Annotated in this window: 24 protein-coding genes; 9 read left to right on the top strand and 15 right to left on the bottom strand. The window is 57.2% G+C overall.

The window, feature by feature from the left end; all coding sequences use genetic code 11:
• Positions 1 to 2 precede the first annotated feature (2 nt).
• Complete coding sequence (gene acpT / locus EXW94_RS09190; RefSeq protein WP_010436580.1) at positions 3 to 596, top strand: 4'-phosphopantetheinyl transferase AcpT; 594 nt, start codon at positions 3 to 5, stop codon at positions 594 to 596.
• Here acpT and arnF read toward each other — a convergent pair.
• The 8 genes from arnF to EXW94_RS09150 form a co-directional block, all read right to left on the bottom strand.
• The gene (gene arnF, locus EXW94_RS09185) at positions 547 to 951 is read right to left on the bottom strand and encodes a 4-amino-4-deoxy-L-arabinose-phosphoundecaprenol flippase subunit ArnF (protein ID WP_120159409.1); all 405 of its coding nucleotides are present in this window, start codon (positions 949 to 951) and stop codon (positions 547 to 549) included. The genes acpT and arnF overlap by 50 nt on opposite strands.
• Positions 948 to 1,274: a 4-amino-4-deoxy-L-arabinose-phosphoundecaprenol flippase subunit ArnE gene (arnE, locus tag EXW94_RS09180; RefSeq protein ID WP_120159408.1), complete on the bottom strand. Its 327-nt coding sequence runs from the start codon at positions 1,272 to 1,274 to the stop codon at positions 948 to 950. The genes arnF and arnE overlap by 4 nt, the downstream gene beginning before the upstream one ends.
• Positions 1,271 to 2,926, bottom strand: a complete 1,656-nt coding sequence (gene arnT, locus EXW94_RS09175) for a lipid IV(A) 4-amino-4-deoxy-L-arabinosyltransferase (RefSeq protein WP_174340001.1) — start codon at positions 2,924 to 2,926, stop codon at positions 1,271 to 1,273. Before arnT ends, arnE begins: the two co-directional genes overlap by 4 nt.
• Complete coding sequence (arnD, locus tag EXW94_RS09170; RefSeq protein WP_174340000.1) at positions 2,923 to 3,825, bottom strand: 4-deoxy-4-formamido-L-arabinose-phosphoundecaprenol deformylase; 903 nt, start codon at positions 3,823 to 3,825, stop codon at positions 2,923 to 2,925. The genes arnT and arnD overlap by 4 nt, the downstream gene beginning before the upstream one ends.
• Positions 3,822 to 5,804 carry a bifunctional UDP-4-amino-4-deoxy-L-arabinose formyltransferase/UDP-glucuronic acid oxidase ArnA gene (arnA, locus tag EXW94_RS09165; protein ID WP_010436592.1) on the bottom strand — a complete coding sequence of 661 codons (1,983 nt, stop codon included), beginning with the start codon at positions 5,802 to 5,804 and terminating at the stop codon, positions 3,822 to 3,824. The genes arnD and arnA overlap by 4 nt, the downstream gene beginning before the upstream one ends.
• Positions 5,801 to 6,784 carry an undecaprenyl-phosphate 4-deoxy-4-formamido-L-arabinose transferase gene (gene arnC / locus EXW94_RS09160; protein ID WP_010436594.1) on the bottom strand — a complete coding sequence of 328 codons (984 nt, stop codon included), beginning with the start codon at positions 6,782 to 6,784 and terminating at the stop codon, positions 5,801 to 5,803. The genes arnA and arnC overlap by 4 nt, the downstream gene beginning before the upstream one ends.
• Position 6,785: 1 nt before the next feature.
• Positions 6,786 to 7,925, bottom strand: coding sequence for a UDP-4-amino-4-deoxy-L-arabinose aminotransferase (gene arnB, locus EXW94_RS09155; RefSeq protein WP_174339999.1), 1,140 nt, complete (start codon positions 7,923 to 7,925; stop codon positions 6,786 to 6,788).
• A gap of 323 nt (positions 7,926 to 8,248) precedes the next feature.
• Entirely contained in the window at positions 8,249 to 8,755 is a 507-nt protein-coding gene (locus EXW94_RS09150) for a phenolic acid decarboxylase (protein WP_174339998.1), read from the bottom strand.
• A gap of 99 nt (positions 8,756 to 8,854) precedes the next feature.
• On the opposite strand from EXW94_RS09150, the gene EXW94_RS09145 reads away from it, so the two are divergent.
• Both EXW94_RS09145 and EXW94_RS09140 read left to right on the top strand, forming a co-directional pair.
• Entirely contained in the window at positions 8,855 to 9,736 is an 882-nt protein-coding gene (locus tag EXW94_RS09145) for a LysR family transcriptional regulator (protein ID WP_174339997.1), read from the top strand.
• A 32-nt stretch (positions 9,737 to 9,768) separates the two neighbouring features.
• A complete protein-coding gene (locus EXW94_RS09140) occupies positions 9,769 to 10,563 on the top strand; it encodes an SDR family NAD(P)-dependent oxidoreductase (RefSeq protein ID WP_174339996.1) in 795 nt (264 codons plus the stop codon).
• Between the two features lie 4 nt (positions 10,564 to 10,567).
• On the opposite strand, the gene EXW94_RS09135 is transcribed toward EXW94_RS09140, so the two are convergent.
• Positions 10,568 to 11,095 carry an NlpC/P60 family protein gene (locus tag EXW94_RS09135; RefSeq protein ID WP_148401148.1) on the bottom strand — a complete coding sequence of 176 codons (528 nt, stop codon included), beginning with the start codon at positions 11,093 to 11,095 and terminating at the stop codon, positions 10,568 to 10,570.
• Between the two features lie 237 nt (positions 11,096 to 11,332).
• Here EXW94_RS09135 and EXW94_RS09130 point away from each other — a divergent pair, with 237 nt between their 5' ends.
• Complete coding sequence (locus tag EXW94_RS09130) at positions 11,333 to 11,992, top strand: HAD family hydrolase (protein ID WP_120159403.1); 660 nt, start codon at positions 11,333 to 11,335, stop codon at positions 11,990 to 11,992.
• 83 nt (positions 11,993 to 12,075) lie between these two features.
• On the opposite strand, the gene EXW94_RS09125 is transcribed toward EXW94_RS09130, so the two are convergent.
• Entirely contained in the window at positions 12,076 to 13,101 is a 1,026-nt protein-coding gene (locus EXW94_RS09125) for a TerC/Alx family metal homeostasis membrane protein (RefSeq protein WP_174339995.1), read from the bottom strand.
• A 329-nt stretch (positions 13,102 to 13,430) separates the two neighbouring features.
• Between EXW94_RS09125 and EXW94_RS09120 the strand changes: the two genes are divergently transcribed.
• On the top strand, positions 13,431 to 14,765 hold the full coding sequence (locus EXW94_RS09120) for an MFS transporter (protein WP_148401146.1): 1,335 nt from the start codon (positions 13,431 to 13,433) through the stop codon (positions 14,763 to 14,765).
• A 35-nt stretch (positions 14,766 to 14,800) separates the two neighbouring features.
• On the opposite strand, the gene EXW94_RS09115 is transcribed toward EXW94_RS09120, so the two are convergent.
• Positions 14,801 to 15,538, bottom strand: a complete 738-nt coding sequence (locus EXW94_RS09115; protein WP_010436618.1) for an IclR family transcriptional regulator — start codon at positions 15,536 to 15,538, stop codon at positions 14,801 to 14,803.
• Positions 15,539 to 15,707: 169 nt separating this feature from the next.
• On the opposite strand from EXW94_RS09115, the gene EXW94_RS09110 reads away from it, so the two are divergent.
• Together EXW94_RS09110 and EXW94_RS09105 are read left to right on the top strand one after the other, a co-directional pair.
• On the top strand, positions 15,708 to 16,400 hold the full coding sequence (locus EXW94_RS09110) for an RraA family protein (protein WP_174339994.1): 693 nt from the start codon (positions 15,708 to 15,710) through the stop codon (positions 16,398 to 16,400).
• Entirely contained in the window at positions 16,400 to 17,353 is a 954-nt protein-coding gene (locus tag EXW94_RS09105; RefSeq protein WP_174339993.1) for an NAD(P)-dependent oxidoreductase, read from the top strand. The genes EXW94_RS09110 and EXW94_RS09105 overlap by 1 nt, the downstream gene beginning before the upstream one ends.
• 32 nt (positions 17,354 to 17,385) lie before the next feature.
• Here EXW94_RS09105 and EXW94_RS09100 read toward each other — a convergent pair whose 3' ends face one another.
• Positions 17,386 to 18,582, bottom strand: a complete 1,197-nt coding sequence (locus EXW94_RS09100) for an NAD(P)/FAD-dependent oxidoreductase (RefSeq protein ID WP_174339992.1) — start codon at positions 18,580 to 18,582, stop codon at positions 17,386 to 17,388.
• A gap of 227 nt (positions 18,583 to 18,809) precedes the next feature.
• Here EXW94_RS09100 and pitA point away from each other — a divergent pair, with 227 nt between their 5' ends.
• On the top strand, positions 18,810 to 20,309 hold the full coding sequence (gene pitA, locus EXW94_RS09095) for an inorganic phosphate transporter PitA (protein WP_042717227.1): 1,500 nt from the start codon (positions 18,810 to 18,812) through the stop codon (positions 20,307 to 20,309).
• A gap of 53 nt (positions 20,310 to 20,362) precedes the next feature.
• On the opposite strand, the gene uspB is transcribed toward pitA, so the two are convergent.
• A complete protein-coding gene (uspB, locus tag EXW94_RS09090) occupies positions 20,363 to 20,698 on the bottom strand; it encodes a universal stress protein UspB (RefSeq protein WP_003861224.1) in 336 nt (111 codons plus the stop codon).
• A gap of 283 nt (positions 20,699 to 20,981) precedes the next feature.
• Here uspB and uspA point away from each other — a divergent pair, with 283 nt between their 5' ends.
• Positions 20,982 to 21,419 (top strand): universal stress protein UspA, encoded by a 438-nt coding sequence (gene uspA, locus EXW94_RS09085; RefSeq protein ID WP_003861223.1) that lies wholly within the window; start codon positions 20,982 to 20,984, stop codon positions 21,417 to 21,419.
• A gap of 91 nt (positions 21,420 to 21,510) precedes the next feature.
• Here uspA and rsmJ read toward each other — a convergent pair whose 3' ends face one another.
• Both rsmJ and prlC read right to left on the bottom strand, forming a co-directional pair.
• Positions 21,511 to 22,263, bottom strand: a complete 753-nt coding sequence (gene rsmJ / locus EXW94_RS09080; protein ID WP_174339991.1) for a 16S rRNA (guanine(1516)-N(2))-methyltransferase RsmJ — start codon at positions 22,261 to 22,263, stop codon at positions 21,511 to 21,513.
• 7 nt (positions 22,264 to 22,270) lie between these two features.
• Positions 22,271 to 24,313: an oligopeptidase A gene (prlC, locus tag EXW94_RS09075; RefSeq protein ID WP_174339990.1), complete on the bottom strand. Its 2,043-nt coding sequence runs from the start codon at positions 24,311 to 24,313 to the stop codon at positions 22,271 to 22,273.
• Between the last annotated feature and the right edge of the window lie 100 nt (positions 24,314 to 24,413).

Below are 24,413 nucleotides of genomic sequence, written 5' to 3'. Positions count from 1 at the left end.
CTATGTACCAGTTTGTACTGGGAAAAATCTCCACCCTTAGCGCGGACCCGCTGGCGTCAACGCTCGCAGACAGGGCACCTCAGGGTGCACGAAACGCCTCCTGGCTTGCAGGCCGGACGCTGCTCGCCAGAACATTATCCCCCTCGCCGCTGCCCGATATCATTTACGGTGAACAGGGAAAACCGGCTTTTGCGAAGGGGCACCCGTTGTGGTTCAACCTGAGCCATAGCGGCGACGACATTGCCTTATTGATGAGCGACGAAGGTGAAGTCGGCTGCGATATCGAAGTGATCCGCCCGCGGCAGAACTGGCAGGCGCTGGCGAATGCCGTCTTTAGCATCACCGAGCATGAAGAGCTTGAGCGCGAAGCGCCCGAGGAACAGCTTTCTGCCTTCTGGCGTATCTGGACGCGGAAAGAGGCGATTGTAAAACAGCGCGGCGGCAGCGCCTGGCAGATTGTCAGCATCGACAGCACCGCGCAGACGCATTCGGTGAGCCAGCTGCGCTTCGGCACGCTGAGCCTGGCGGTGTGTACCCCTACGCCCTTTACCTTGACCGCCGAGTCGATTTCTTACCCCAATACGTCTGCGGCATAAAGATCGTCAGCACGCCGAGAATAATCAGGCCAACGCCCGCCAGCCCGCGCCAGGAAAAGTGTTCTCCCCAGCCGGGCAGCACAACGGCGGCACCCCACACCAGAATGTAGCTGAGGCTCAGCAGGGCATAGGCTCGACTGAGCGCCATGCGCTGCAGGGCCAGATACCAGCAGCCCATCGAGGCCACATAGCCAGTTAGACCCAGCATCAAGGTTCCCGTGCCGGGCGCGGCGTGCCGGAGGGCAGCAAAAAAGGCGTCACTCACCGGCGGCAGCGTCACCATGGCGTGGCGCAGCACCAGCTGCGCCACGCTGACCAACACCACGCTGCATAACGCCCAACATGCCCCTTTCACAGGCTTCCTCCCAGCAGGATAATCCCGACGATAATCAACCCGACGCCCAGCCAGTGGCGTGACGGGACGGACTCATGCCAGACGATTTTCGCCGCCAGCGTGACCCAGACAACGTTCAGGCTCAGCATGGGGTAAGCCACGCCGACGGGCAGAAGCTGCAACACCACCAGCCAGGCAAGCATCCCGCAGCCAAGCGTCAGCAAGGCCAGCCCAAGCCACAGGGCAGTTCGCTGACCGCCCTTCGCCCCGGTTGCCTGTTTCTGACACAGCTGCCCTGCGCAGCTCAGCAGGCTTGCCAGTACCAGCCAGATCCAGGCCATCATTGCGGCAGATATTGCAGGTAGGCCAGACGCCCCTGAATCGTCAGGCTGTCCGGTTTCGGCAACCCGGCGCGGGCAATGTCATCGTTTTTTGAAAGCAGGATCACCAGTGATACCGGCCCCTGCTGACGATGCGTTTCGAGCCATTGTGCGATGTCACCGTTGCTCACAAACCGTCCTTTCACATCCGGGTAACCGAGGCCATATTTCAGCTCCCCGGTCTGGCCAAAAAGAATGATGTCATGACGATTCAGTTCCCACGCCAGCCCCGACGCCACGCCAACGTTGTTTGCCAGCACAAACCGGCTCTCCTCCAGCGGCATACGCACGGTATCCACCAGCGACTGCGGCTGTTTGGAATCCACCACCAGGTTAGGGATGGCAAACCCAATGAGCAGCGCAAGACCGGCAGGACAGAGTGCCGCGAGCCACCAGCGCCGCGCGCTCTGCTTGAGCGTAAACCAGCCCACCGCGGCCCAGAAAAGAAAGGCGATCGCGGCGCAGAAGACTTTGTACAGTTCAACCGATGTCCAGACCGGATGTTTCGCGAGTCCCCACGGCGACACCACCAGCGCCGCCACCACGCCGATAACGCCAAACGCGAGGTTGATGCCGCCGTTGACGCGCAGCACGCGGGCCCCCTTTTCCGCCATCGTGCAGGCGTAGCGCGCCATCAGGATAGCCAGCGGCGCGAAGCACGGCAGGATATAGGTGGGCAGCTTGCCTTTGGCGATGCTGAAGAACAGCAGCGGCATCACCACCCAGCCCAGCAGGTAAAACCCTGCCCCCTCATTTTGCCTCTCACGCCAGCCGAGGCGCAGCGCGCCCGGCAGCAGCGCCAGCCACGGCAGACTCCCCGCGACGAGGAACGGCAGGTAGTACCAGAACGGCGCTTTATGCTGGGCATCGCTCTGCGCAAAACGCTGGATATGCTCCACCCAGAAGAAGTAACGCCAGAAATCCGGTTCGCGCTGGGCGATCGCCAGCCCCCAGGGCAGAACGATAAGCATGCAGCTCAGGATCGCCAGCCAGCCGAAAACAAGCACCTCTTTCCAGCGTTTCTGCGCAATCACCCACGGCAGCACGCCCATCACCGGAACCGCCAGCGCCAGGAAGCCTTTGGTCATGACGCCCATGCCGCAGGCCAGCCCCAGCAGAATGTAGCCCCCCGCTTTTCCGGCCACGGTTTTCGATTGGGCAGCCAGCCAGAAGCTGCACATCGCTAACGCCAGCCACAGGGCGATAATCGGATCCAGCACGGCGTAGGTGCCGATGCCATAGACCAGGAACAGCGTTAAGAAGATAAGACCGGAGAAAATCGCCACCCGCTTATCCTGCCAGAGGCGCCAGGCGAGCCAGATGACCAGCAGCGCCGTCAGCCCGGTGGAGAAGATCGCTCCGGCGCGCACGGCAAAGTTGGAGTGACCAAAGATCAGCTGCCCGATGCTGTTAACCCAGTAACCGGCAATCGGCTTTTCAAAGTAACGCAGGCCGAGAAAATGCGGCACAATCCAGTCGCCTGAGACGAGCATTTCACGGCTGATTTCCGCGTAGCGCGTCTCGTCCGGCTGCCACAACAGGCGGAGATCGACCGGGATCACGTAGTAAACAATAAACAGTGCGAGAAGCGCTACGCCATAACGGGCTGCTTTCATGATACCGGGCTCACGGTTTGTTGATAGCCAAGCCAGCCTTCCCGACCGGCCATTTCATTGCGCACAATTTTGCCGACCGGCAAGGTGCTGAGATCGTCTGGCAGCATATCGCCGAGCGGGCAGAAGTGAATGCCCTCGGCGGCAGCCATCGTCAACAGCGCATCAAAATCATGCTGATACGCGATCCCTTCCACCTCAGCGTGAATGGTGTAGACCGGCGTACCCTCATCGCGATGCATGCAGTCCAGTATGTAGCGGTTAAACCCTTCAGCGCAGACGTCGCGCCCGACCACTTCATCCCATGTCGGGAGCGTGACCGGAATTTGAACCGTACCGGTGCGATCGTTCCCTAACAGCGGTAAAAAAGGGGTGGTACCGCGGCAATCGCTGTTATAGCGAAACGCAAAGGTCTCCTTGGCTTTCACCACGCGCTGGTCGGCACGCCATCCCGCCGCGGCGGAACAGCGCACGGGCTGGCCGGTAATCGCCTCCAGCTCCTGCACGCCGCGCTCAACGTCTTGTTCAAGGCGCGGAATATCCCAGACGCCCGCCCAGGCCTGCCAGGCATGGTGATCCCAGGCGTGAAGCCCCACCTCGTGCTGATGCGCCGCTTCGCAGATAATCGCTTCATTCCCCGCCCCGATGCGCCGGCCGGGCCAGGCGGTCCCCGCCAGCAAAATATCCCAGCCGTAGAGGGATGCCGCGCGCGCGCGCAGCATTTTGAACAGAAATGCCGGTTTAACCAGGCGCCACAGATGACGCCCCATGTTGTCTGGCCCGACGCTGAAGAAAATGCTGGCACGCACGTCGTGCTTGCTCAGCAGTTCCAGCAGCCGCGGGACGCCGTCGCGGGTGCCGCGAAAGGTGTCGACATCAATGCGTAAACCGACCTTTTTCATGATGCCTGTTCCGACAGCTCCACGGTGCGCAGGAAGAAGTCGAGCGTTTCATCAATGGTCTGCTCCATCTTCACGGTTGGCGTCCAGTTCAGGCAGCGCTTCGCGTTGCGGATGCTCGGCTTGCGGTGCTCTACGTCCTGATACCCTTTGCCGTAGTAGCTGCTGCTCTCCACTTCGCGGAACCCGGCAAACGGCGGGAACTGGCTGCGCAGCGGATGGCGCTCAAAGCTTGCCAGCAGCATTTCAGCCAGCTCGCGGATGCTCGCTTCATTGTCCGGGTTGCCGATGTTGATGATCTCCCCGTTGCAGCGGCCGTCTTTGTTTTCGATGATGCGGAACAGCGCTTCGATGCCGTCGCTGATATCGGTGAAGCAGCGTTTCTGTTTGCCGCCTTCGATAAGCTTGATGGGCGACCCTTCCACCAGGTTCAGGATCAACTGGGTGATGGCGCGGGAGCTGCCGATACGCGCGGCGTTCAGGTTATCCAGACGCGGCCCCATCCAGTTAAACGGACGGAACAGGGTAAAGCGTAGCCCCTCTTTCTCGCCGTAGGCCCAAATCACGCGGTCCAGCAGCTGCTTGGAGACGGAGTAGATCCAGCGCTGCTTGTTGATCGGCCCAACCACCAGGCTGGAGGTGTCCTCGTCGAAGTTCTTATCGGTACACATGCCGTACACCTCAGAAGTGGACGGGAAGATGATGCGCTTATCGTATTTCACGCAGTCGCGGATAATCTTCAGGTTCTCTTCGAAATCCAGCTCGAACACGCGCAGCGGGTTACGGGTGTACTCAATCGGTGTGGCAATCGCCACCAGCGGCAGCACCACGTCGCATTTCTTGATGTGGTACTCGATCCATTCGGAGTGGATGCTGATGTCCCCTTCAACGAAGTGGAAGCGCGGATTACCGAGGAAACGGCCGATCGCATCGGATCCAATGTCCAGACCGTAGATCTCGTAGTTGTCGTCTTTCAGCAGGCGCTCGGTGAGGTGGTTACCGATAAACCCGTTCACCCCGAGGATCAACACGCGCGTGCGCCGTTTGAGCGCCACCACCGGCGCGCTGGTGATCAGCGCCCCCGCCACCAGCCCCAGAGACTGCGCCAGCTGCGCCCCCTGAACGTACAAGCCGCTGTCGGTTTGTCCGGTGACGATCTCCAGCGCCTGCTCGCCGCAGCTCACAATCAGCGGGGAGACCGAGACGACGGTGCCCGGTTTGGCGGCAGGAATGTCGTCACGCACGCGGGATTTCCAGACGATAAATTTACTCACGCCCGCAAAGCTGTATGCGCCCGGCCACGGGTCGGTCACGGCGCGTACCAGGTTGTGCAGCTGGCGGGCCGGTTGGTTCCAGTCCAGACGGCCATCTTCCGGCGTGCGGCGACCGAAGCAGCTGGCCTTGCTTTCATCCTGCGCGGTTTCGGTAAAGGTTCCCTGAAGGATCGTCGGCAGCGCGTCGCGAAGCAGGCTTTGCGCGGCGGTGCAGAGCTTGCGGTGCAGCTCCAGCGCCGTCTCATCGGCGTCAATGCTCACTTTCTGCTGCGCCACGATACCGCCCGCATCGGCACGTCGCACCATTTTGTGCAGCGTTACGCCGGTTTCCGTTTCACCGTTAACCAGCGCCCAGTTCAGCGGGGCGCGGCCACGGTAGGCTGGCAGCAGGGAGCCGTGCAGGTTGAACGCCCCTTTGTCTGCCACGCTCAGGATCGCATCGCAGAGCAGGTTGCGGTAATAGAACGAGAAAATCACGTCCGGCGCGAGTTTCTGAATGCGATCCACCCACAGCGGGTGGTTCACGTCGTCCGGGGCGTACACCGGGATCCCGTGTTCAGCCGCAATACGCGCCACCGAGCCAAAGAAATGGTTTTCTCCGGCAACGTCCGGATGCGTGAAGATGGCCGTAATGTCGAAGCCCGCGTCCAGCAAGGCTTGCGTGCCCGAGCACCCCATATCGTGATAGGCGAAGACGACAGCTTTCATGGGTGTTTTTCCTCTTGAGATGCGGTGTGTTCCTGACGGACAACCCGTTGAATAAAGTAGCGCGGACGCGCGCGAACATCGTTGTAAATACGGCCAATGTATTCACCGAGCAGGCCCATACCAATGAACTGGGCACCGATGAACATGAACAGCACGGCAAACAGCATAAAGACCCCTTCCGCCGCCCACTGTGGGCCAAAGGCCAGCCGCAGCACGACCAGCAGAACGGAAAGCGCAAACCCGGCCAGCGCGATAACGCTGCCGAAAACGCTCAGCAGGCGCAGCGGCGTGGTGGTCAGGCAGGTGATGAGGTCGTACATCAGGTTGATCAGACGCATAAAGCTGTACTTTGACTCCCCGTGCTCGCGCTCGGCGTGCAGCACCGGGATCTCCGTCGCTTTGCGGGCAAAGGTGTTCGCCAGAATCGGAATGAAGGTACTGCGTTCGTGGCAGTGCAGCATGGCGTCGATGATGTGGCGGCGATAGGCGCGCAGCATGCAGCCGTAATCGCCCATCGCTTTGCCGGTGGTGCGCTGGATCAGCCGGTTAATGGTGCGTGACGCCAGCTTGCGGAACAGGCTGTCCTGACGGTTTTGCCGCACGGTGCCGACCACGTCGTAGCCCTCGTCGGCTTTGGCAACCAGGCGTGGGATCTCTTCCGGCGGGTTTTGCAGATCAGCGTCCAGCGTTATCACCAGATCGCCCGTCACGTGGCTGAACCCGGCCATGATTGCCGAGTGCTGGCCGTAGTTACGGTTAAGCAGCACGGCAACGATATGGCTGCCCTCCGCCTGCGCGGCGTCGGTCAGCATCATCGCGGAGTCATCGCTGCTGCCATCATCCACCAACAGAATTTCGTAAGCCTTACCCAGGGTGTCACAGGCTGCGGTTGTGCGGCGGATCAGCTCCGGCAGGCTCTCCTGCTCGTTGTAGACCGGGATCACCACGGAGACTTTTTGAACGGGCGGCGCGCTGAACATATCAATGTCCTGCAAGCTGATGGAGCGCGGTAATGACGCGGGTTGTGTCGTCATGGGTCATGTCCGGGAAAAGGGGGAGAGAACAAATGCGCGCGCTGTTCCATTCGGTGTTCGGCAGGGACACCTCCGGGAAACGCTCGCGATAGTATTTTTGCGTGTGGGCCGCGCGGAAATGCAGCCCCGTACCGATGCCCTGCTCTTTCAGCGCGGCCATCAGGGCATCGCGCGAGATGCCGCACCGGGCTTCATCCACGCGAATAATAAACAGGTGCCAGGCGTGCAGATGCGGCCACACCGGGGTGCGCAGCGGCTGGAAAGGGGTATCCGCAAGTTCAAGCCGATAGCGGTCGGCAATGTCGCGACGGCGCTTATTGGCCTCGCCCAGCTTGCCGAGCTGGACCAGCGCCAGCGCGGCGTTGATATCCGCAAGGTTGTATTTGAAGCCGGGGGTGATGACCTCCGCCTGCGGCGCGCGGCCGTGGGTCTGGCGGTCATAGGCATCTACGCCCAGACCGTGGAACTTCAGGCTGCGGATTTTTTGCGCCAGCTGTGCGTCATCCGTCACCACCAGGCCCCCTTCGGCGCAGGTCATGTTTTTGATGGCGTGGAAAGAGAAAATTGCCGTCCCCTGCCAGCCCACGTGACGGTCGTTGTAGTAGGTTCCGGCGGCATGGGCGGCATCTTCAATGACGGGAATACCGTGGCGTTCACCGACAGCGCGAATGGCGTCGATATCGCACGGCGCGCCCGCATAATGCACCGGTACTATGGCTTTCGTGCGGGGCGTAATGGCGGCCTCGACCGCCTCAGGCGTCACCATCAGCGTCTCTTTGTCGACGTCGATCATCACCGGCGTGGCGCCCAGCAGCACGATCATATTCAGCGTCGACACCCAGGTGAGGGAGGGGGTAATCACCTCATCGCCGGGACCGATATCCATCGCCATCAGGGTAACGTGCATCCCCGCCGTGGCGGAGGAGACGGCAATCGCATGACGGTTTCCGGTAAGCGTACAAAACGCGTCTTCCAGCGCCTGATTTTTCGGCCCGGTGGTGATCCAGCCGGAGGTTAATACCTCCTGCACTGCGGCGATTTCCTCAGCGCCCATTGAAGGACGAGAAAACGGCAAAAAATCACGCATTATTAATTTCCTTGAGATGTTTAAGGCAACTTTTTGATATTAACCAAATGCCGACGCGTTTATTTCAACGAACCATAAACTCATCTCAAGGTAACGTTCATTTCTTAGGGAAAAATTAAGATGGCGAAAAAGAGGAATGGCCAAACAACTAAAATAAATTAATAAACAAAGAGTTATTAAATTATGAATTATTTATTTTGTGATTACGCTCACCGTTAACGCGCTTTTTATCTAAACCAAACATCAACAAACAAAAAATTCCCGACCATTTCGAATAAATATGAAATGAGCCGGGAACTTTTCTTTTTAGTTAATTGTCGCGCTTATTTTAAATTATCAGGAAAGTTTTTTGGAAGTTCACTGGCAGCGCACGCAATAACGCTTTCATCGTTAGCACCGCAGTCGCGAACAAAAGTAATAGTGGCAAATTCATCAATCACTTCGGTTGGATATGCCGGGCCCGCATCGCGAAAGCTATTCATCAGCGGAATATGATCGTTCTGGAAGCAGACGGTTTTTTCCGGATTGTTCATCACCCAGCGCGGGAAGAAGATCGTGCCGTGGAACAGGCTATCGCCCAGGTTCACAATCAGGCTCACGTCGGTGCCGGTGGGCTCGGTCCAGGAGATTTTATAGATGCTCTCCCCAACGCGGACGATATACGCCTGCTGGTCTTTCACCCAACGATTGCCGACCAGGCCGCTGTGAATACGGTAGTCGAGGGTGTTTTCGTTTTTGACGTAAATTTCATAGTTCCAGCCATTATCGTAGGTATAAACCAGATGTTTGCCGACGAAGCCGCTTAAATCAAGTTTGTCGAAAGTGTTCATAAGATGTCTCCTTTGTTTTGATGAGACGATCTTATTCCTTCAAAAAACGAATGAATAACGCTATGTTTGAATCAAATTCATCCAAATTTTAGATTAATTATGCACAAGACGACACTCGAACAATGGGCCTTGCTGGAGAGAGTGGTGGAGGCTGGCAGCTTTGCTAAAGCAGCGGAAGAGACCCACCGCAGCCAGTCTTCGGTCAGCTATAACCTGTCGCTGCTGCAGGAGCGGCTGGGCGTGCCGCTGCTGATGGCGGAGGGAAGACGGGCCGTGCTCACCCCCGCAGGGGAATTATTACTGAATCAGGTTAAACCGCTGCTGAAGGCGTTCTCTTACGTTGAGACGCGCGCCGCGACGCTGCAGAGCGGCATGCGGACCCGGCTCGACCTCATGGTTGACAGTATCTTCCCGCGTCGCCGCCTGTTCGCCATTTTGCGGCAGTTCCAGCAACGCTATCCGCAAACGCAGGTGCGGCTTACCGAAGTGCTGGAAAACAGCCGCGACGATGCGCTAAATGATGAAGCCGACGTGATGATCCTCACCCGCCGCCAGGACATTACCGGACTGGGTGAATGGCTGATGAATATCGATTTTGTTGCCGTTGCCCATCACGAGCACCCTCTGTTTGCACTTGATGCACCGCTGAACGATGAACTGCTGCGCCCGTGGCCGCTGATCCAAATTGCGGACAGCCAGCCTGCTGCCCGTCCTGCTGGCGGGTCCTGGACATTTTCCACCATTGATGCCGCCATCGAAGCGGTGATGAACCAGGTTGGATACGGCTGGCTGCCGGAAGAGCGTATTCAAACGCAGCTGGAACAAGGCGTTCTGAAAGCGCTGCCGCTCAGCCACGGCGTGCGCCGCGCGACGCCGCTGCACCTCATCGTTAAGCGCTCGCTCAGCCCGCTGGATGAACAGGTGGACACCCTGCTGCACCTTTTTAAACAGGAGCCGTCATCCTCACCTGCTACGCTTTAAGGTCTGAACGTTAAAACCACAAGGAGCGGAGCATGAAAATCGATTTTACGGGGAAAGTGGCGCTGGTGACCGCCTCAACCGGCGGGATTGGGTTCGCTATCGCCCGGGGGCTGGCTGAAAGTGGTGCGGAAGTGATTGTGAATGGCCGCAGCACGGACTCGGTGAACAAGGGTATTCAGCAGCTCCAGCAGGTCGTGCCCGGCGTGCAGGTGCGGGCGGCCATTGCCGATCTCAGTACACCGGACGGGGTGGACGCGCTGCTGAACGTGGCAACGAACGTCGACATTCTGGTCAACAACGCGGGGATTTATGGCCCGCAGGATTTCTACTCCACCGACGATGACACCTGGGAGCGTTACTGGCAGACCAACGTCATGTCCGGCGTGCGCCTCTCCCGCGCCCTGCTACCCGGCATGGTGCAGAAAGGCTGGGGGCGCGTGGTGTTTATTTCGTCCGAATCGGCCTGCAATATTCCAGCGGATATGATCCACTATGGCGTGACCAAAACGGCGCAGCTCTCGCTGGCGCGCGGGCTGGCGAAATTTGTAGCCGGAAGCGGCGTCACGGTTAACAGCGTCCTGCCAGGACCGACGATGTCTGACGGTTTTGCCGAGATGATGAAGGACGAGATCGAGAAAACAGGGAAATCACTGGAGCAACTGGCGAAAGAGTTTGTGATGGCTAATCGCCCCAGCTCGGTGATTCAGCGCGCCGCGACGGTGGAAGAAGTGGCGAATATGGTGGTGTATGTCTGTTCGACGCAGGCCTCCGCCACCTCCGGTGCGGCACTGCGCGTCGATGGTGGCGTAGTGGATGACATCATCTGAGCCGTCAGGCTGCAGCGCCCGCCACCCGGCGGGCGGTGATGAAATGTTCCTGCCAGTAGTTGTCCGTCAGGGTTGAAACCGTTACGCCCTGGCTGCTCGAAGCGTGAATGAACTGGCTATCACCAATGTAAACGCCCACATGCTTTCGGTTCGGGCCCGTCTGGAAAAACACCAAATCTCCGGCCTTCAAACGGTATTGTGCCACCTGCACACCGCGATGGATTTGCTCGCTCGTGGTGCGCGGCAGTTTCAGGTGTGCGGCATCACTGAAGAGGTGCTGCATCAGCGCAGAGCAATCTACCCCGCGGTGCGTGGTTCCTCCCCACCGGTAGTGGGTCCCTTTCCATTTCTGGTATTGATCGAGAATGCGGGAACGTAGCGGACCCGTTTGCTGATGCATCAGCCCGGCCTTTGCCGGGGATGCCGACAGCTCGCTGTTCATTGACAACATGGAAGCAGGCAGTTGAAAACTAAATGCTGAAAACGAGGCAAAACTTAACGAGAGTATTGAAATAAGCGATCTAAGAGTCATATCAAAAAGAAGCAGTGAGTGAGTTTTTCCTTACGGGTGGGGCCAATGTTTCCCCAAAAATCGTGCAATGTGGCGATAATATAGACTGTTCGTTTTTCATCCAATTTTTATCGGGTCTGATTTTGGACTCTTCGGCCCTGTCGCAAGAATGAGAAAAAAACGCGCGTGGTATAAGGACTGTGGAGCTAAAGCAGGTAAACTAATGAGCAGAATGTGTATTTCAGCTAAGACGTATTTATGACCAATATGATTGCCGACGACGCCGTGGCCAAATCCCACGTGCTCTCTGTCTTTGACTTTGATGGAACATTGACGCATCACGACAGCTTTATTCCTTTCCTGCGCTTTGCCTTTGGCAAGCGTTACTTTGCGGGACGGCTGGTGCGGATGGCGTTACCGACGCTCCACTGCGTGCGCCGCAAGCTAACGCGTGATGAGCTCAAAGAGGTGTTGATCAAAACGTTCCTGACAGGGGTGGACGAGCACTGGTTACGTCAGCAGGCGGAAGCCTTTTGTGAAAAATACTGGAACAAGCTGATGCGCCCTGAAGGGGTTTTAGCCGTGGCGGCGGAGGTGAATTCCGGTGCGGAAGTGACTATCTGCTCCGCCTCCCCGGCACTGGTGCTTCAGCCGTGGGCGGATAAGCTCGGCATTAAGCTGATTGGTACGCAGCTGGAAGTGAAAAACGGCAAGCTGACCGGGCGTATCACCGGCAATAACTGCCGCTGTGCACAGAAAGTCGCGAGGCTGGAAAAGGTCTACGGCGATCTCAACACCTACCACCTGCGCGCCTGGGGTGACACCCGTGGTGACCACGAACTGCTGGCGGCAGCGCAGGATCCACACTGGCGGCACTTCCATCATCCGCGCAAGCGTCGGAATTCACCGATTAAGTAACTTTTTGCCGGGTGGCGGCTGCGCCTTACCCGGCCTACTTTCGAACCGTAGGCCCGGTAAGCGAAGCGCCACCGGGCGTTACATCAGGCCTCACGTTTCCCCGGGAACATCACGCTCGCAATAATCCCCAGCACCAGCACGCCCAATACCACAAACAGACTGGCCGTCGCGCCAATGCTGTAACCGTGATGCCAGAAGTGATCGGTGGCATTCAGACCCAGCTTGAACGCCACAAAGAACAGCAGCAGCACCACGGCTTTCTCAAGGTGCACCAGGTACTGCTTCAGCGCTTCCAGCACGAAGTAAAGGGTACGCAGGCCGAGGATAGCGAACATCATGGCGCTGTAGATAATCAGCGGTTCGCGGCTCACCGCGATAATGGCCGGTACGGAGTCAAACGCGAACATCACGTCAGAGAGTTCCACCACCGCCACACAGAGCAGTAACGGCGTCGCGTAGCGCTTCGCTTTCTTCACGCGGCCAACCATGACGTCCTGGTTTTCTGGCTTCTCCAGCTCAGCATCCACCTCTTTTTGCGTCAGGATAAACGCGTGGCTGCTGATTTTCGGCCAGACCGGGTAAAAGCGTTTTACCAGACGATAAGCCAGATGACCGGAGTAATCTTCGACTTCATCGCTCTCTTCATTGCGCTTGAGCATCATCACCGCCGTCCAGCCGACGACCAGCGCGAAAACCACCTCAACGTACGGTCCCAGGCTTAACAGGCTGGTGCCAATAGCCACAAAGATGCCGCGGAAAACAATCGCCCCCAGCACGCCCCAGTAGAGCACACGGTGACGGTATTTATCCGGCACGCCAAACCAGGCGAAGATGGCCATCATCACGAACAGGTTATCAATGGAGAGAACTTCCTCCAGCGCGTAGCCGGTCAGGAACAGGCTCGCCATTTCGGCACCGTGGTGGATATACAGGAACCCGGCAAACGCCATCGCCATCGAGAACCAGAAAACGGACCACATCGCCGCGCTTTTCAGCGAGACAGGTTTATCGTGACGGTGCATGAAGAGATCGATAAACATCGCCCCAACGGCCATTACGACAAAGACAACAACGGTTTCCGTCGGGAAACCGAGATGAGCAGCAGACATACACAACCCTTTTATAGAGGCAAAACACAGCACCATGCAGACTGGCGTAAACCAGCCGAGAAAAAGGGTGGACTGTTGATCAACGTCTCCACCCTCAAAACCGCAGCTCTGTGGCTGCGCAAGGTGTGTACTTTACCTCACAACGTAGGGTGGCGCATCTGCCGTTTAGACGCATTACGTTAAGAACTTTATATGTGAGTCACCTCTTATTTACATAATTTAAACCTTCCATTCACTGGATAAAAATAACGCATCGTCGCTATAGTGGTTTTGTTTAATAAAACCGAGTTGTACCTGATAAAACCAAGAATAAACCCTGCGAGGACACAATGACAGAACAAACATGTTATGGCGCAACCGCCACTGAGGAGATAGAAAAAGAGACGATGCGGAAAGTGATCTGGCGTATCCTGCCGTTTCTCATCGTCAGCTATCTGATCTCCATTATCGATCGCGGTAATATCGGCATGGCTTCGCTGCAGATGAATGAGGATCTTGGCCTCAGCAAAGCGGCATTTGGCTTCGCCAGCAGCCTTTACTTTGTGGCCTATTTTTTGTTTGAAGTGCCAAGCAACCTGGCGATGCAAAAAGTCGGCGCGCGGCTGTGGATCCCGCGCATTATGATTAGCTGGGGCATTGTGTCCATGTGTATGTCGCTGGTCCAGAACACCACGTCGCTCTATATCGTCCGTTTCCTTCTCGGCGCCGCAGAGGCGGGCTTCTTCCCGGGCGTCGTGCTTTATCTGACCTGGTGGATCCCTTCCCGTTACCGCGCACGCATTATTGCCTCCTTTATGGTCGCCATCCCACTCGCCAACTTCATCGGCTCCCCGCTTTCCGGGTTGATACTGTCCATGGACGGCTGGCTGGGTCTGCGTGGCTGGCATCTGCTGTTTATCATTGAAGGTTTGCCCGCCGTGCTGCTCGGCATTGCCGCCTGGTTTATTCTCCGCGATCGCCCTCATCAGGCGAACTGGCTCAGCAGTGAGCAGAAGCAATGGCTGGAAACCACGCTGGAGAGCGAGCGTAACCAGCAAAAGAATATTGGACATCAAACGACGTGGCAGTTATTGAAACATCGCCAAATCTGGCTGCTGGCGCTGATTTACGCTGGCGCATCGTCTGCTGGCACGACTATCAGCGTATGGTCTCCTCAACTGCTGAAATCCTTCCATCTCAATAATCTTGAGACAGGCCTGTTCAACGCCATCCCGTACGGTCTGGCATCCGTACTCATGATTGTATGGGGACGAAGTTCTGACCGAACCAACGAACGCCGCTGGCATACCGCGCTGACGCTTTTCATGATTGCCGCAGGCGTATTTGCCGCATTTGTCAGCGCCTCCCTTGCTGCCACCATCGTTATTCTCAGCATCATGCTCATCGGCGCTTATTCAATGAAAGGGCCTTTCTGGGCGCTGGCGTCCGGCTGGATGAGCAGTACCTCGGCGGCAGCAGGACTCGCCGCGATTGGCGCCATCGCTAACCTGATTGGCGGAGCAGTTATGGTCAATGCGTACGGCATTATCAATGAGCGGACGGGCAGTTATACGCTGGCTATGCTTCCGCTGGCCGCGCTGTGTGTGGCGGGGGGGATCGCGGTGCTGATGATGGGCCGACAGACCCGCAATACTCAGCTACACGAGAAGCAGGTCACAAATTAACGATAACAAAAGCGGGACGCGTGTCCCGCTTTTCGTTAACGGTTTTCTTCTGCTGTATCGCTCGTTTCACCGTAAAACTGCTGGCAGAAGGGCTTACTCGCCCCCATTTTCTGTGACAGGCGGCTGGCAGTGTCATGCATCAACTGGCTGATACCTTGCTCCCTGCGGTCTTCTGTCAATCTTGATATGGGCCCGGTCAACGCCAGCACCGCAATCAACTTGTCGTGAACACCGAAGACCGGCATTGCAAACGCAGCAGTATGGGGATCGCGGGCACCTGCGGTGTAGAGCGGAACAGCAGGCTCACCGTCCGGCAGGCGTTCATTGAGACCCCAATGGCGCAGAACCTGACTGATGGCAGAATCGTCCAGCGGGAACTGTGTACCGGGAAGATTGCTGTGACGAAGCCCATGTGAGGCTTCAGCACGAAACAGGCACAGACGTTGCCCGCCCTCTAACACATACCAGCTGGCACTCTCCTGAGACGCCAGGGATAAAGCCTGTAGCTCAGGTTGAACTACCCTGGAAAGATGGAAAGACTGTTCATACAGCTTACCGAGGTAAAGCAGACGAGGGCCAAGCGCATAATTGCCGTCATCATGCCTGACGACATAGTTCATCCGTTCAAGAGAATTCATCAAGCGGTAAACCGTGGTTTTATGATAACCCGATAGCTGAGCCAGCGCGGTCAGCGTCAGGCTTTCATCGCCAGGACGGAAGCAATCCAGTAAAGCCAGCGCTTTTTCAACCGCTACAACGCCTTCATTCCCCATCATTATCTCCTTTTCAGCCCGGCAGTGAGTGTACCTCAAATTTTGTGAGTCACTTCGTGTTTACATCACAAACCCCCTCTCGGGTCTGGCTAAAAGGAAAGCAACACCGCTATAGTTGTTTCATATTGTACACCTGCATTGTACACAGTAAAACAATATGGAGGCATTCATGTCCGTTTCTGAAAAACCAACGATCAATCGCCACTTCGAACGCGTTTCTGCTGAAGAGGTGCGCCAGGCCGCAGAGTATCAGGCAGCTATCCTCGCGGATGTTGCCGGACGCCGCGGCACGCTCCATGGCCGCATCAAGCCGCTGGCACCGCATATGGCCGTTGCGGGTCCGGCCGTCACCGTTGAGGTGCGGCCAGGAGATAATCTGGCCATTCACGCCGCGATGGCGGTTGCCCAACCCGGGGATGTTCTGGTCGTCGATGGAAAAGGCGATCTGAGCTGTGCGCTACTGGGTGAAATTATGGCAACCCAGGCCCAGGCGAGCGGGATTGCCGGGATCATCATCGACGGAGCAGTGCGTGACGCTGACACGCTGAGCAAGGGTAACTATCCCATTTTCTCTGCCGGTCTGAATCCCTGCGGCCCGACAAAGTCTATTCCTGGCCGGGTTAACCATCCGATTTCCGTTGCCGGCGCGACGGTACAGGCAGGAGATTTAGTGGTAGCCGATATCGACGGCGTGGTGGTGATCCCGCGCGATGAGGTTCAGCAGATTATCGCCCTGGCAAAAGGAAAGCTGGAGATGGAGACTAAACGTCTTGCCGCCATCCGCGAGGGAGATTTACGTCCACACTGGCTTAACGACGCGCTGCGCAAGGCGGGCATGCTGGCGGACGGGGAGACGCTGTAATGGCAAACAAAAAGGTAGTCATTGTTACCGGAAGCGACCTGGCGGAGCAGGCCATGGAAATGTTGCAGGGTTTTGAGGTGGTGTTTGCAGGTCGCCAGCCCACGGAGGATGGGCTTATTGCGCTCTGCGATCAGCATAACCCGGTGGCAATACTGGTACGTTACGGCAAGATAACCGCGAAAATCATGGATGCGGCGCCTGCCCTGAAGGTTATTTCCAAACACGGAAGCGGGATCGATGTGATAGACCAGGCGGCGGCGGCCGAGCGTAACATTGCCGTCCGATCCGCGCCGGGGGCAAACGCAGCGGCGGTGGCGGAACACGCCTGGGCGTTGATTCTCGCCTGCGCCAAATCCGTGGTGTCCCTGGACACGCGACTGCGCGAAGGGCACTGGGACAAAGCCACGCATAAATCCATCGAACTGGAAGGGCTAACGCTGGGGCTGATCGGGCTGGGGGCGATTGGCTCGCGAGTGGCGAATATGGGTCACGTCTTTGGTATGCGGGTTCTGGCTTACGATCCCTACGCTAAATCAATGCCTTCCGTCTGCGAGCGCACTGATACCCTGACTGACCTTCTGTCCCGCTCCGATGTGATTTCTTTGCATTGTCCGCTCACCGACGAGAATCGGGGCATGATCAATACGGAGACGCTCGCGCACGTTAAGCGAAACGCTATCCTGGTGAACACGGCACGCGGCGGCTTGATTCACGACAGGTCATTGTTCGCAGCGCTAAAGGATGGAACACTGCACAGCGCGGGGCTGGACAGCTTTACCAGCGAACCGCTGACCGCGCCGCACATCTGGCAGGGCGTCGATAACATCATTATCTCCCCGCATATTGGCGGCGTCAGCGCAGCGTCATATATAAAAATGGGAACCGTTGCGGCCAGAAATATTGTAGACGTTATGAATACGGCTGATGAAAGAACGCTTACCGTCAGCCGCTAGCCCGAAAATGGACGACACGAAACGCCCTTCCGTCACGGTTTCTCTGCCAGCGCCTGCGCGCACGCCCAGGCGCTGGCCCACGCCCACTGGAAGTTATACCCGCCGAGCCAGCCGGTGACGTCCATCACTTCACCTATGAAGTAGAGCCCTGGAACATTGCGTGCTTCCATGGTGCGCGAAGAAAGCTCGTGCGTATCGACACCGCCCAGCGTCACTTCCGCCGTGCGGTAGCCCTCAGTGCCGTTTGGCTGAACGCGCCAGGCTGTCAGCGTCTCGACCAGCGCGTCCTGCTCGCGGCTGTTTAGCTGCTTAAGCGACACATCGGGGATCTGCCCCAGCACCTGCAGGCACTCCACCAGACGCTTCGGCAGCTGCATCGCCAGGGTATTTTTCAGGCTCTGATTCGGGTGCGCGGTACGCTGCTCGTTGAGGAACGCGTCCAGATCGCAGTCCGGCACCAGATTTACCGTCACAAATTCCCCCGGCTGCCAGTAGCTGGAGATTTGCAGCACCGCCGGACCGGAGAGGCCGCGATGGGTAAAGAGCAGGTTTTCGCGGAACACCATGCCGTCTTCGGCGGTAATGACCGAGGGAACGGACACGCCGGAAAGCGTCTGGAGCTGTTCCAGAAGCGGTTTATGCAGCGTGAACGGCACCAGACCGGCACGCGTCGGCAAGACTTTCAGGCCAAACTGTTCGGCAATTTTATAGCCGAACGGGGACGCGCCCAGCCCCGGCATCGACAGGCCGCCGCTGGCGATCACCAGGCTGTCGGCACTGACGGTTTCACCGTTGAGCTGTAGCCTGTAACCCTGCTCGTCGCGGGCGACCTCCAGCACTTCCGTACGCAGGCGCATTGTCACGCCACCCTTCTCGCACTCGGCCACCAGCATATCGACAATCTGCTGCGCGGAGTCGTCGCAGAACAGCTGGCCCAGCGTTTTCTCATGCCACGCGATGCCGTGCTTACCCACCAGATCGATAAAATCCCACTGGGTGTAACGCGCCAGCGCAGATTTGCAAAAATGACGGTTTTGGCTCAAATAGGCCGCGGGTTCAACATACAGATTAGTAAAGTTGCAGCGCCCTCCGCCGGACATCAGGATCTTACGGCCTGGCTTTTTACCGTTATCCAGCAGCAGCACGCGACGACCCGCCTGTCCGGCCATTGCCGCACAAAACATACCCGCCGCACCGGCGCCAATTACCACGGCATCAAACCTTTCCACGTCAAAATCCTCTTCGTTAACTGCCGCGGATTGTAAAGTTTCCTCTGTGGTCACACCAGCGTAAAAAGATATTACAAAGCCATTTCATTGATATTTAAAGATTATCCTTTCAGGCACTTTTCCCAAATCAGGTGGTATGTCAAAAAAGTCTATATTTCACTTTGCCCGCCGTGCATTTGTCCTGGATAATGCGCCGCGTTCATGTCCTCAAAATGGCGTAACGTCCTATGCTACATTTGTTTGCCGGCCTGGATTTACATACCGGGCTTTTATTATTGCTTGCTCTGGTTTTTGTACTGTTTTACGAAGCGATCAACGGCTTCCACGACACTGCAAACGCAGTAGCAACGGTTATCTACACTCGCGCAATGCGATCGCAGCTTGCGGTTGTTATGGCGGCGGTATTTAACTTTTTTGGTGTCCTCCTGGGCGGACTGAGCGTTGCGTATGCGATCGTGCATATGCTGCCAACGGATCTGCTTCTCAACGTTAGTTCTGGCCATGGCCTTGCTATGGTGTTCTCAATGCTGCTTGCTGCAATTATCTGGAACCTCGGTACCTGGTATTTCGGCCTGCCTGCATCCAGTTCTCACACTCTCATCGGCGCGATTATCGGTATCGGGTTAACCAATGCCCTGATGACCGGGACGTCCGTTGTTGATGCGCTGAACATCCCGAAAGTGTTGGGGATTTTTGGCTCTTTGATCATCTCTCCTATCGTGGGTCTGGTGGTTGCGGGTGGATTAATTTTCATCCTGCGTCGCTACTGGAGCAACACGAAAAAACGTGCGCGTATCCACCTGACGCCAGCAGAGCGTGAGAAGAAAGACGGCAAGAAAAAGCCGCCATTCTGGACGCGTATTGCCCTGATCATTTCCGCTATCGGCGTGGCGTTCTCTCACGGCGCGAACGATGGTCAGAAAGGGATTGGTCTGGTGATGCTGGTACTGATTGGCGTCGCACCGGCGGGTTTCGTGGTCAACATGAACGCCTCCGGTTACGAAATCACCCGTACCCGTGATGCAATTAACAACGTCGAAGTGTACTTCCAGCAGCATCCTGCCCTGTTGAAGAAAGCGACCGGCGTTGACCAGTTGATTCCGTCTCCTGAAGCGGGTGCCACCACCGCGCCGGGCGAGTTCCACTGCCATCCGGCAAACGCGATTAACGCGCTGGAACGTGCCAAAGGCATGCTGGGCGACATCGAAAGCTACGACAAACTGGCTGTTGAACAGCGTGGTCAGCTGCGTCGCATCATGCTCTGCATCTCTGACGTGACGGATAAAGTCGCGAAGCTGCCAGAAGTGAATGCTGACGACAAACGTCTGCTGAAGAAACTGAAAAGCGATATGCTCAACACCATTGAGTACGCGCCAATCTGGATCATCATGGCCGTCGCGCTGGCACTGGGTATCGGTACAATGATTGGCTGGCGTCGTGTGGCGACCACCATCGGCGAGAAGATCGGTAAGAAAGGCATGACCTATGCGCAGGGTATGTCTGCGCAGATGACGGCGGCGGTTTCTATCGGTCTGGCGAGCTACACCGGTATGCCAGTATCCACCACCCACGTACTCTCCTCGTCCGTGGCAGGTACCATGATTGTTGACGGCGGCGGTCTGCAGCGCAAAACCGTGACCAACATTCTGATGGCCTGGGTGTTTACACTCCCGGCATCCATCCTGCTGTCTGGCGGTTTGTACTGGATTTCGCTGAAGCTGATTTAATCGGTGAAGGCGATAAAAAAGCGGGTCAGGAAACTGACCCGCTTTTTTTATGCTCAGTGCCAAATCATCAATGCAATCATACTGACCACGACCAGCCCGCACAGGGCACTGGTCAAAATGAACTGACGACGCAGACGCTCGCAACGACGGATAAACTCTTCATCGTGATGATCGCGGTAACGCTGGTAGTAGATGTATCCCACCAGACGCATCTGTTTGCTGGGCTGTCCATGCGAGGTGAAGAACCCTCCACCGTCCACATACTGATAAAGCAACGGATCGCAACCACGAAGTACTACTAACAGCGCACGTAACGATGAGAAGTAGCGCGCCATATTCACTATGCAAACTACGCATAACGCCCAAAACAATGCGACGGTGCTAATCATACATCCTCCCCGGCGTCCGCCCACGAAGCAAGGCTTCTGAGCTACCGCACTCCAATGCCCTGACAGACAGTTCAGTGAAAGAATGACCAAAAATCGATCCGGTTCGCGTTTTAATATCCGAACGGTTCATTAAATAGTGTAGGAGATCCGTTAATTTTTTTGCCACAAGGTTAATCGTTATCAACACCAAAGCTTGAAAAATATGTTTAACTGGGCCGTAATGAATGTATCAGACGACGGCATTCTCATTTAGTCATCGATAACTTAAGGAAGGAGTAACACTATGGCTTACAAACACATTCTCATCGCGGTAGACCTCTCCCCGGAGAGCAAAGTGCTGGTAGATAAAGCGGTATCCATGGCACGTCCCTACAACGCGAAAGTTTCGCTGATTCACGTTGATGTGAACTACTCCGACCTTTACACCGGTCTGATCGACGTTAATCTTGGCGATATGCAGAAACGCATCTCCGAAGAGACTCACCATGCGCTGAGCGAACTGTCCACCAACGCGGGCTATCCAATCACCGAAACCCTGAGCGGTAGCGGCGACCTGGGCCAGGTGCTGGTTGATGCGATCAAGAAATACGACATGGACCTGGTGGTTTGCGGTCACCATCAGGACTTCTGGAGCAAGCTGATGTCTTCAGCACGCCAGCTGATTAACACCGTTCACGTGGATATGCTGATTGTTCCGCTGCGTGACGAAGAAGACGAGTAAGTGCAAAAAAGCCCGGTGGCGCTAACGCTTACCGGGCCTACAAATGGCACTGAACGTAGGCCGGGTAAGGCGAAGCCGCCACCCGGCTTTTTTATTCTGGCGTTCCCGAATAAATATCAAACCGGTGCCCTTTGGTGGTCACCGCATTGGTCGTGGCAACGTCCGCCAGCGGCGGCGCATAGTCCGGGCGCTTCACCACCACCCGCTTCGTTGCAAGCTGACGGGCAGGCTCCAGCAGGCCATCTGCATCTAAATCCGGCCCCACCAGCGACTGAAACACCCGCATCTCTTTCTTCACCAGCGCGCTTTTCTGCTTATGCGGGAACATCGGGTCGAGATAGACCACCTGCGGACGCGGCGTAATATCCGTCAGCGCCGTCAGACTGGAGGCGTGAATCAGCTGCAAACGCGCCTGCAGCCACGAGCCGATTTCCGGGTCCGCATAGCCTCGCGCCAGCCCGTCGTCGAGCAGCGCAGCGACCACCGGATTACGCTCCAGCATCCGCACGTGACAGCCGACAGAGGCCAGCACAAAGGCATCACGCCCTAACCCCGCCGTGGCATCGACCACGTCCGGAAGATAGCTCCCTTTGATGCCGACCGCTTTAGCCACCGCCTCGCCGCGACCGCCGCCGAACTTGCGCCGGTGCGCCATCGCGCCGCCGACAAAGTCGACAAAAATCCCGCCGAGCTTCGGTTCATCGCGCTTGCGCAGTTCAAGGTGCGCTGACGTCATCACCAGCGCCATCAGGTTTTCTTCATCATGCTCCAGCCCCCAGCGGGCCGCCAGAACAGATAAGGCGCCGTCTCCGGCGCCCGTTTCATCTACTAAGCAGATCTTCACGTAACAATCAGCCTTTGATCCCGTAATGCTCAAGCATCGCATCCAGCTGCGGCTCGCATCCGCGGAAGCGTTTGAACAGCACCATTGGCTCTTCAGAACCGCCGCGGGTCAGGATGTTGTCGAGGAATGACTGGCCGGTTTCGCGGTTGAAGATCCCCTCCTCTTCGAAGCGAGAGAAGGCATCTGCCGCCAGCACGTCGGCCCACAGGTAGCTGTAGTAGCCCGCCGCGTAACCGCCAGCAAAGATGTGGCTGAAGGCATGCGGGAAGCGGCCCCAGGTTGGCCCTGGAATAACGGCAACCTGCTTTTTGATCTCGGCCAGGGTGTCGAGGATTCTCGCCCCCTGCTCCGGGCTGAACTCCGCGTGCAGGCGGAAATCGAACAGGCCGAACTCCAGCTGACGCAGGATGAACATCGCCGCCTGGTAGTTTTTCGCCGCCAGCATTTTATCCAGCAGCTCCTTCGGCAGCGGTTCGCCGGTTTCATAGTGGCCGGAGATAAACGCCAGCGCGTCCGGCTCCCAGCACCAGTTTTCCATAAACTGGCTTGGCAGCTCGACCGCATCCCACGGCACCCCGCTGATGCCCGCCACGCCTGCGGTTTCGATGCGGGTCAGCATGTGGTGCAGACCGTGACCGAACTCGTGGAACAGGGTAATCACTTCATCGTGGGTGAAGAGCGCAGGCTTGCCGCTCACCGGACGGTTGAAGTTACAGGTCAGGTAGGCGACCGGCTTCTGCAGGGAGCCGTCGGCTTTACGCATCTGGCCCACGCAGTCGTCCATCCACGCCCCGCCGCGCTTGTTCTCACGCGCGTACAGGTCAAGGTAGAAGCTGCCGCGCAGTTCGTTTTTCTCGTCATACAGTTCGAAGAAGCGCACGTCCGGATGCCAGACGTCGATATCGGTACGCTCTTTCGCGGTGATGCCATAGATGCGTTTCACCACTTCGAACAGGCCGTTAACGGCTTTGTTTTCCGGGAAGTACGGGCGCAGCTGCTCGTCGCTGATGCTGTAGAGGTGCTGTTTCTGTTTTTCGCTGTAGTAAGCGATGTCCCACGGCTGCAGCTCGTCCACGCCGAACTCCGCTTTCGCAAAGGCGCGCAGCTGGGCCAGCTCTTTCTCACCCTGAGGACGGGCGCGTTTCGCCAGATCGGTCAGGAAGTCGAGTACCTGCTGCGGGTTCTCCGCCATTTTGGTGGCGAGGGATTTATCGGCGTAGCTGTCGAAGCCCAGCAGCTGTGCCAGCTCGTGGCGCAACGCGAGGATTTCCGCCATCACCGGGCTGTTGTCCCATTTACCGGCATTCGGCCCCTGATCGGAGGCGCGAGTGCTGTAGGCGCGGTACATCTCTTCACGCAGGGCCTGGTTGTCGCAGTAGGTCATCACCGGCAGATAGCTTGGGATATCCAGCGTTAACAGGAAACCGTCCTGCTCTTTCGCTTCGGCCTGGGCTTTTGCCGCCGCCAGCGCGCTTTCCGGCATACCCGCCAGCTCCGCTTCGTCGGTAATCAGCTTCGTCCAGCCCATGGTGGCGTCGAGGACGTTGTTGCTGTACTGGTTGCCCAGCTCGGACAGACGCGCGGCAATTTCGCCGTAACGAACCTGCTTCTCTTTTGGCAGGCCAATCCCGGACAGTTCGAAATCACGCAGGGCGTTATCGACCGATTTTTTCTGCGCCGTGTTCAGTTCGGCATAGTGGTCGCCGTCGCGCAGATCGCGGTAGGCTTTGTAGAGTCCTTCGTGCTGGCCGACCCAGGTGCTGTACTCAGAGAGCAGCGGCAGGGTTTGTTCGTAGGCTTCGCGCAGTTCCGGGCTGTTTTTGACCGAGTTCAGGTGGCTCACCGGGGAGAAGATACGCCCCAGCACGTCGTCCACTTCGGAAAGCTTCTGACACAGATTTTCCCACGTGTACGGCGCGCCCTGCGCAACCACGTTTTCTACCGCCGCGCGGCAGTTGTCCAGCGATTGCGTAACGGCTGGAACCACATGCTCAGGGAGGATTTTAGAAAACGGCGGCAACGAAAAAGGCGTCAGTAATGGATTGGTCATAAACGCTGTCCTGTTGAAATAGGTGAATGAAGCGCGCATCCGGCGCTGGGCATATGGGATCTAGAATGGGGTTAAGTGTAGAGGATTTCAATGCCAGACG

The sequence above is a fragment of the Enterobacter sp. JMULE2 genome (genome assembly GCF_013337145.1).
GTDB classification, from domain to species: domain Bacteria; phylum Pseudomonadota; class Gammaproteobacteria; order Enterobacterales; family Enterobacteriaceae; genus Enterobacter; species Enterobacter mori.
Note: the sequence above shows the minus strand (reverse complement) of the source record. Positions and strands in the feature narration are given on the sequence as shown.

Bases quoted from the DNA above. Each gene is read 5' to 3' on its own strand.
- EXW94_RS09140 (WP_174339996.1), top strand. From the start codon at position 9,769: ATGAAAATCGATTTTACGGGGAAAGTGGCGCTGGTGACCGCCTCAACC.
- arnA (WP_010436592.1), bottom strand. From the start codon at position 5,804: ATGAAAGCTGTCGTCTTCGCCTATCACGATATGGGGTGCTCGGGCACG.
- arnC (WP_010436594.1), bottom strand. From the start codon at position 6,784: ATGTTCAGCGCGCCGCCCGTTCAAAAAGTCTCCGTGGTGATCCCGGTC.
- EXW94_RS09110 (WP_174339994.1), top strand. From the start codon at position 15,708: ATGTCCGTTTCTGAAAAACCAACGATCAATCGCCACTTCGAACGCGTT.
- EXW94_RS09120 (WP_148401146.1), top strand. From the start codon at position 13,431: ATGACAGAACAAACATGTTATGGCGCAACCGCCACTGAGGAGATAGAA.
- EXW94_RS09150 (WP_174339998.1), bottom strand. From the start codon at position 8,755: ATGAACACTTTCGACAAACTTGATTTAAGCGGCTTCGTCGGCAAACAT.
- arnD (WP_174340000.1), bottom strand. From the start codon at position 3,825: ATGAAAAAGGTCGGTTTACGCATTGATGTCGACACCTTTCGCGGCACC.
- pitA (WP_042717227.1), top strand. From the start codon at position 18,810: ATGCTACATTTGTTTGCCGGCCTGGATTTACATACCGGGCTTTTATTA.
- EXW94_RS09130 (WP_120159403.1), top strand. From the start codon at position 11,333: ATGACCAATATGATTGCCGACGACGCCGTGGCCAAATCCCACGTGCTC.
- EXW94_RS09145 (WP_174339997.1), top strand. From the start codon at position 8,855: ATGCACAAGACGACACTCGAACAATGGGCCTTGCTGGAGAGAGTGGTG.
- uspB (WP_003861224.1), bottom strand. From the start codon at position 20,698: ATGATTAGCACCGTCGCATTGTTTTGGGCGTTATGCGTAGTTTGCATA.
- EXW94_RS09135 (WP_148401148.1), bottom strand. From the start codon at position 11,095: ATGACTCTTAGATCGCTTATTTCAATACTCTCGTTAAGTTTTGCCTCG.
- EXW94_RS09125 (WP_174339995.1), bottom strand. From the start codon at position 13,101: ATGTCTGCTGCTCATCTCGGTTTCCCGACGGAAACCGTTGTTGTCTTT.
- EXW94_RS09115 (WP_010436618.1), bottom strand. From the start codon at position 15,538: ATGGGGAATGAAGGCGTTGTAGCGGTTGAAAAAGCGCTGGCTTTACTG.
- arnT (WP_174340001.1), bottom strand. From the start codon at position 2,926: ATGAAAGCAGCCCGTTATGGCGTAGCGCTTCTCGCACTGTTTATTGTT.
- prlC (WP_174339990.1), bottom strand. From the start codon at position 24,313: ATGACCAATCCATTACTGACGCCTTTTTCGTTGCCGCCGTTTTCTAAA.
- arnB (WP_174339999.1), bottom strand. From the start codon at position 7,925: ATGCGTGATTTTTTGCCGTTTTCTCGTCCTTCAATGGGCGCTGAGGAA.
- arnE (WP_120159408.1), bottom strand. From the start codon at position 1,274: ATGATGGCCTGGATCTGGCTGGTACTGGCAAGCCTGCTGAGCTGCGCA.
- acpT (WP_010436580.1), top strand. From the start codon at position 3: ATGTACCAGTTTGTACTGGGAAAAATCTCCACCCTTAGCGCGGACCCG.
- uspA (WP_003861223.1), top strand. From the start codon at position 20,982: ATGGCTTACAAACACATTCTCATCGCGGTAGACCTCTCCCCGGAGAGC.
- EXW94_RS09105 (WP_174339993.1), top strand. From the start codon at position 16,400: ATGGCAAACAAAAAGGTAGTCATTGTTACCGGAAGCGACCTGGCGGAG.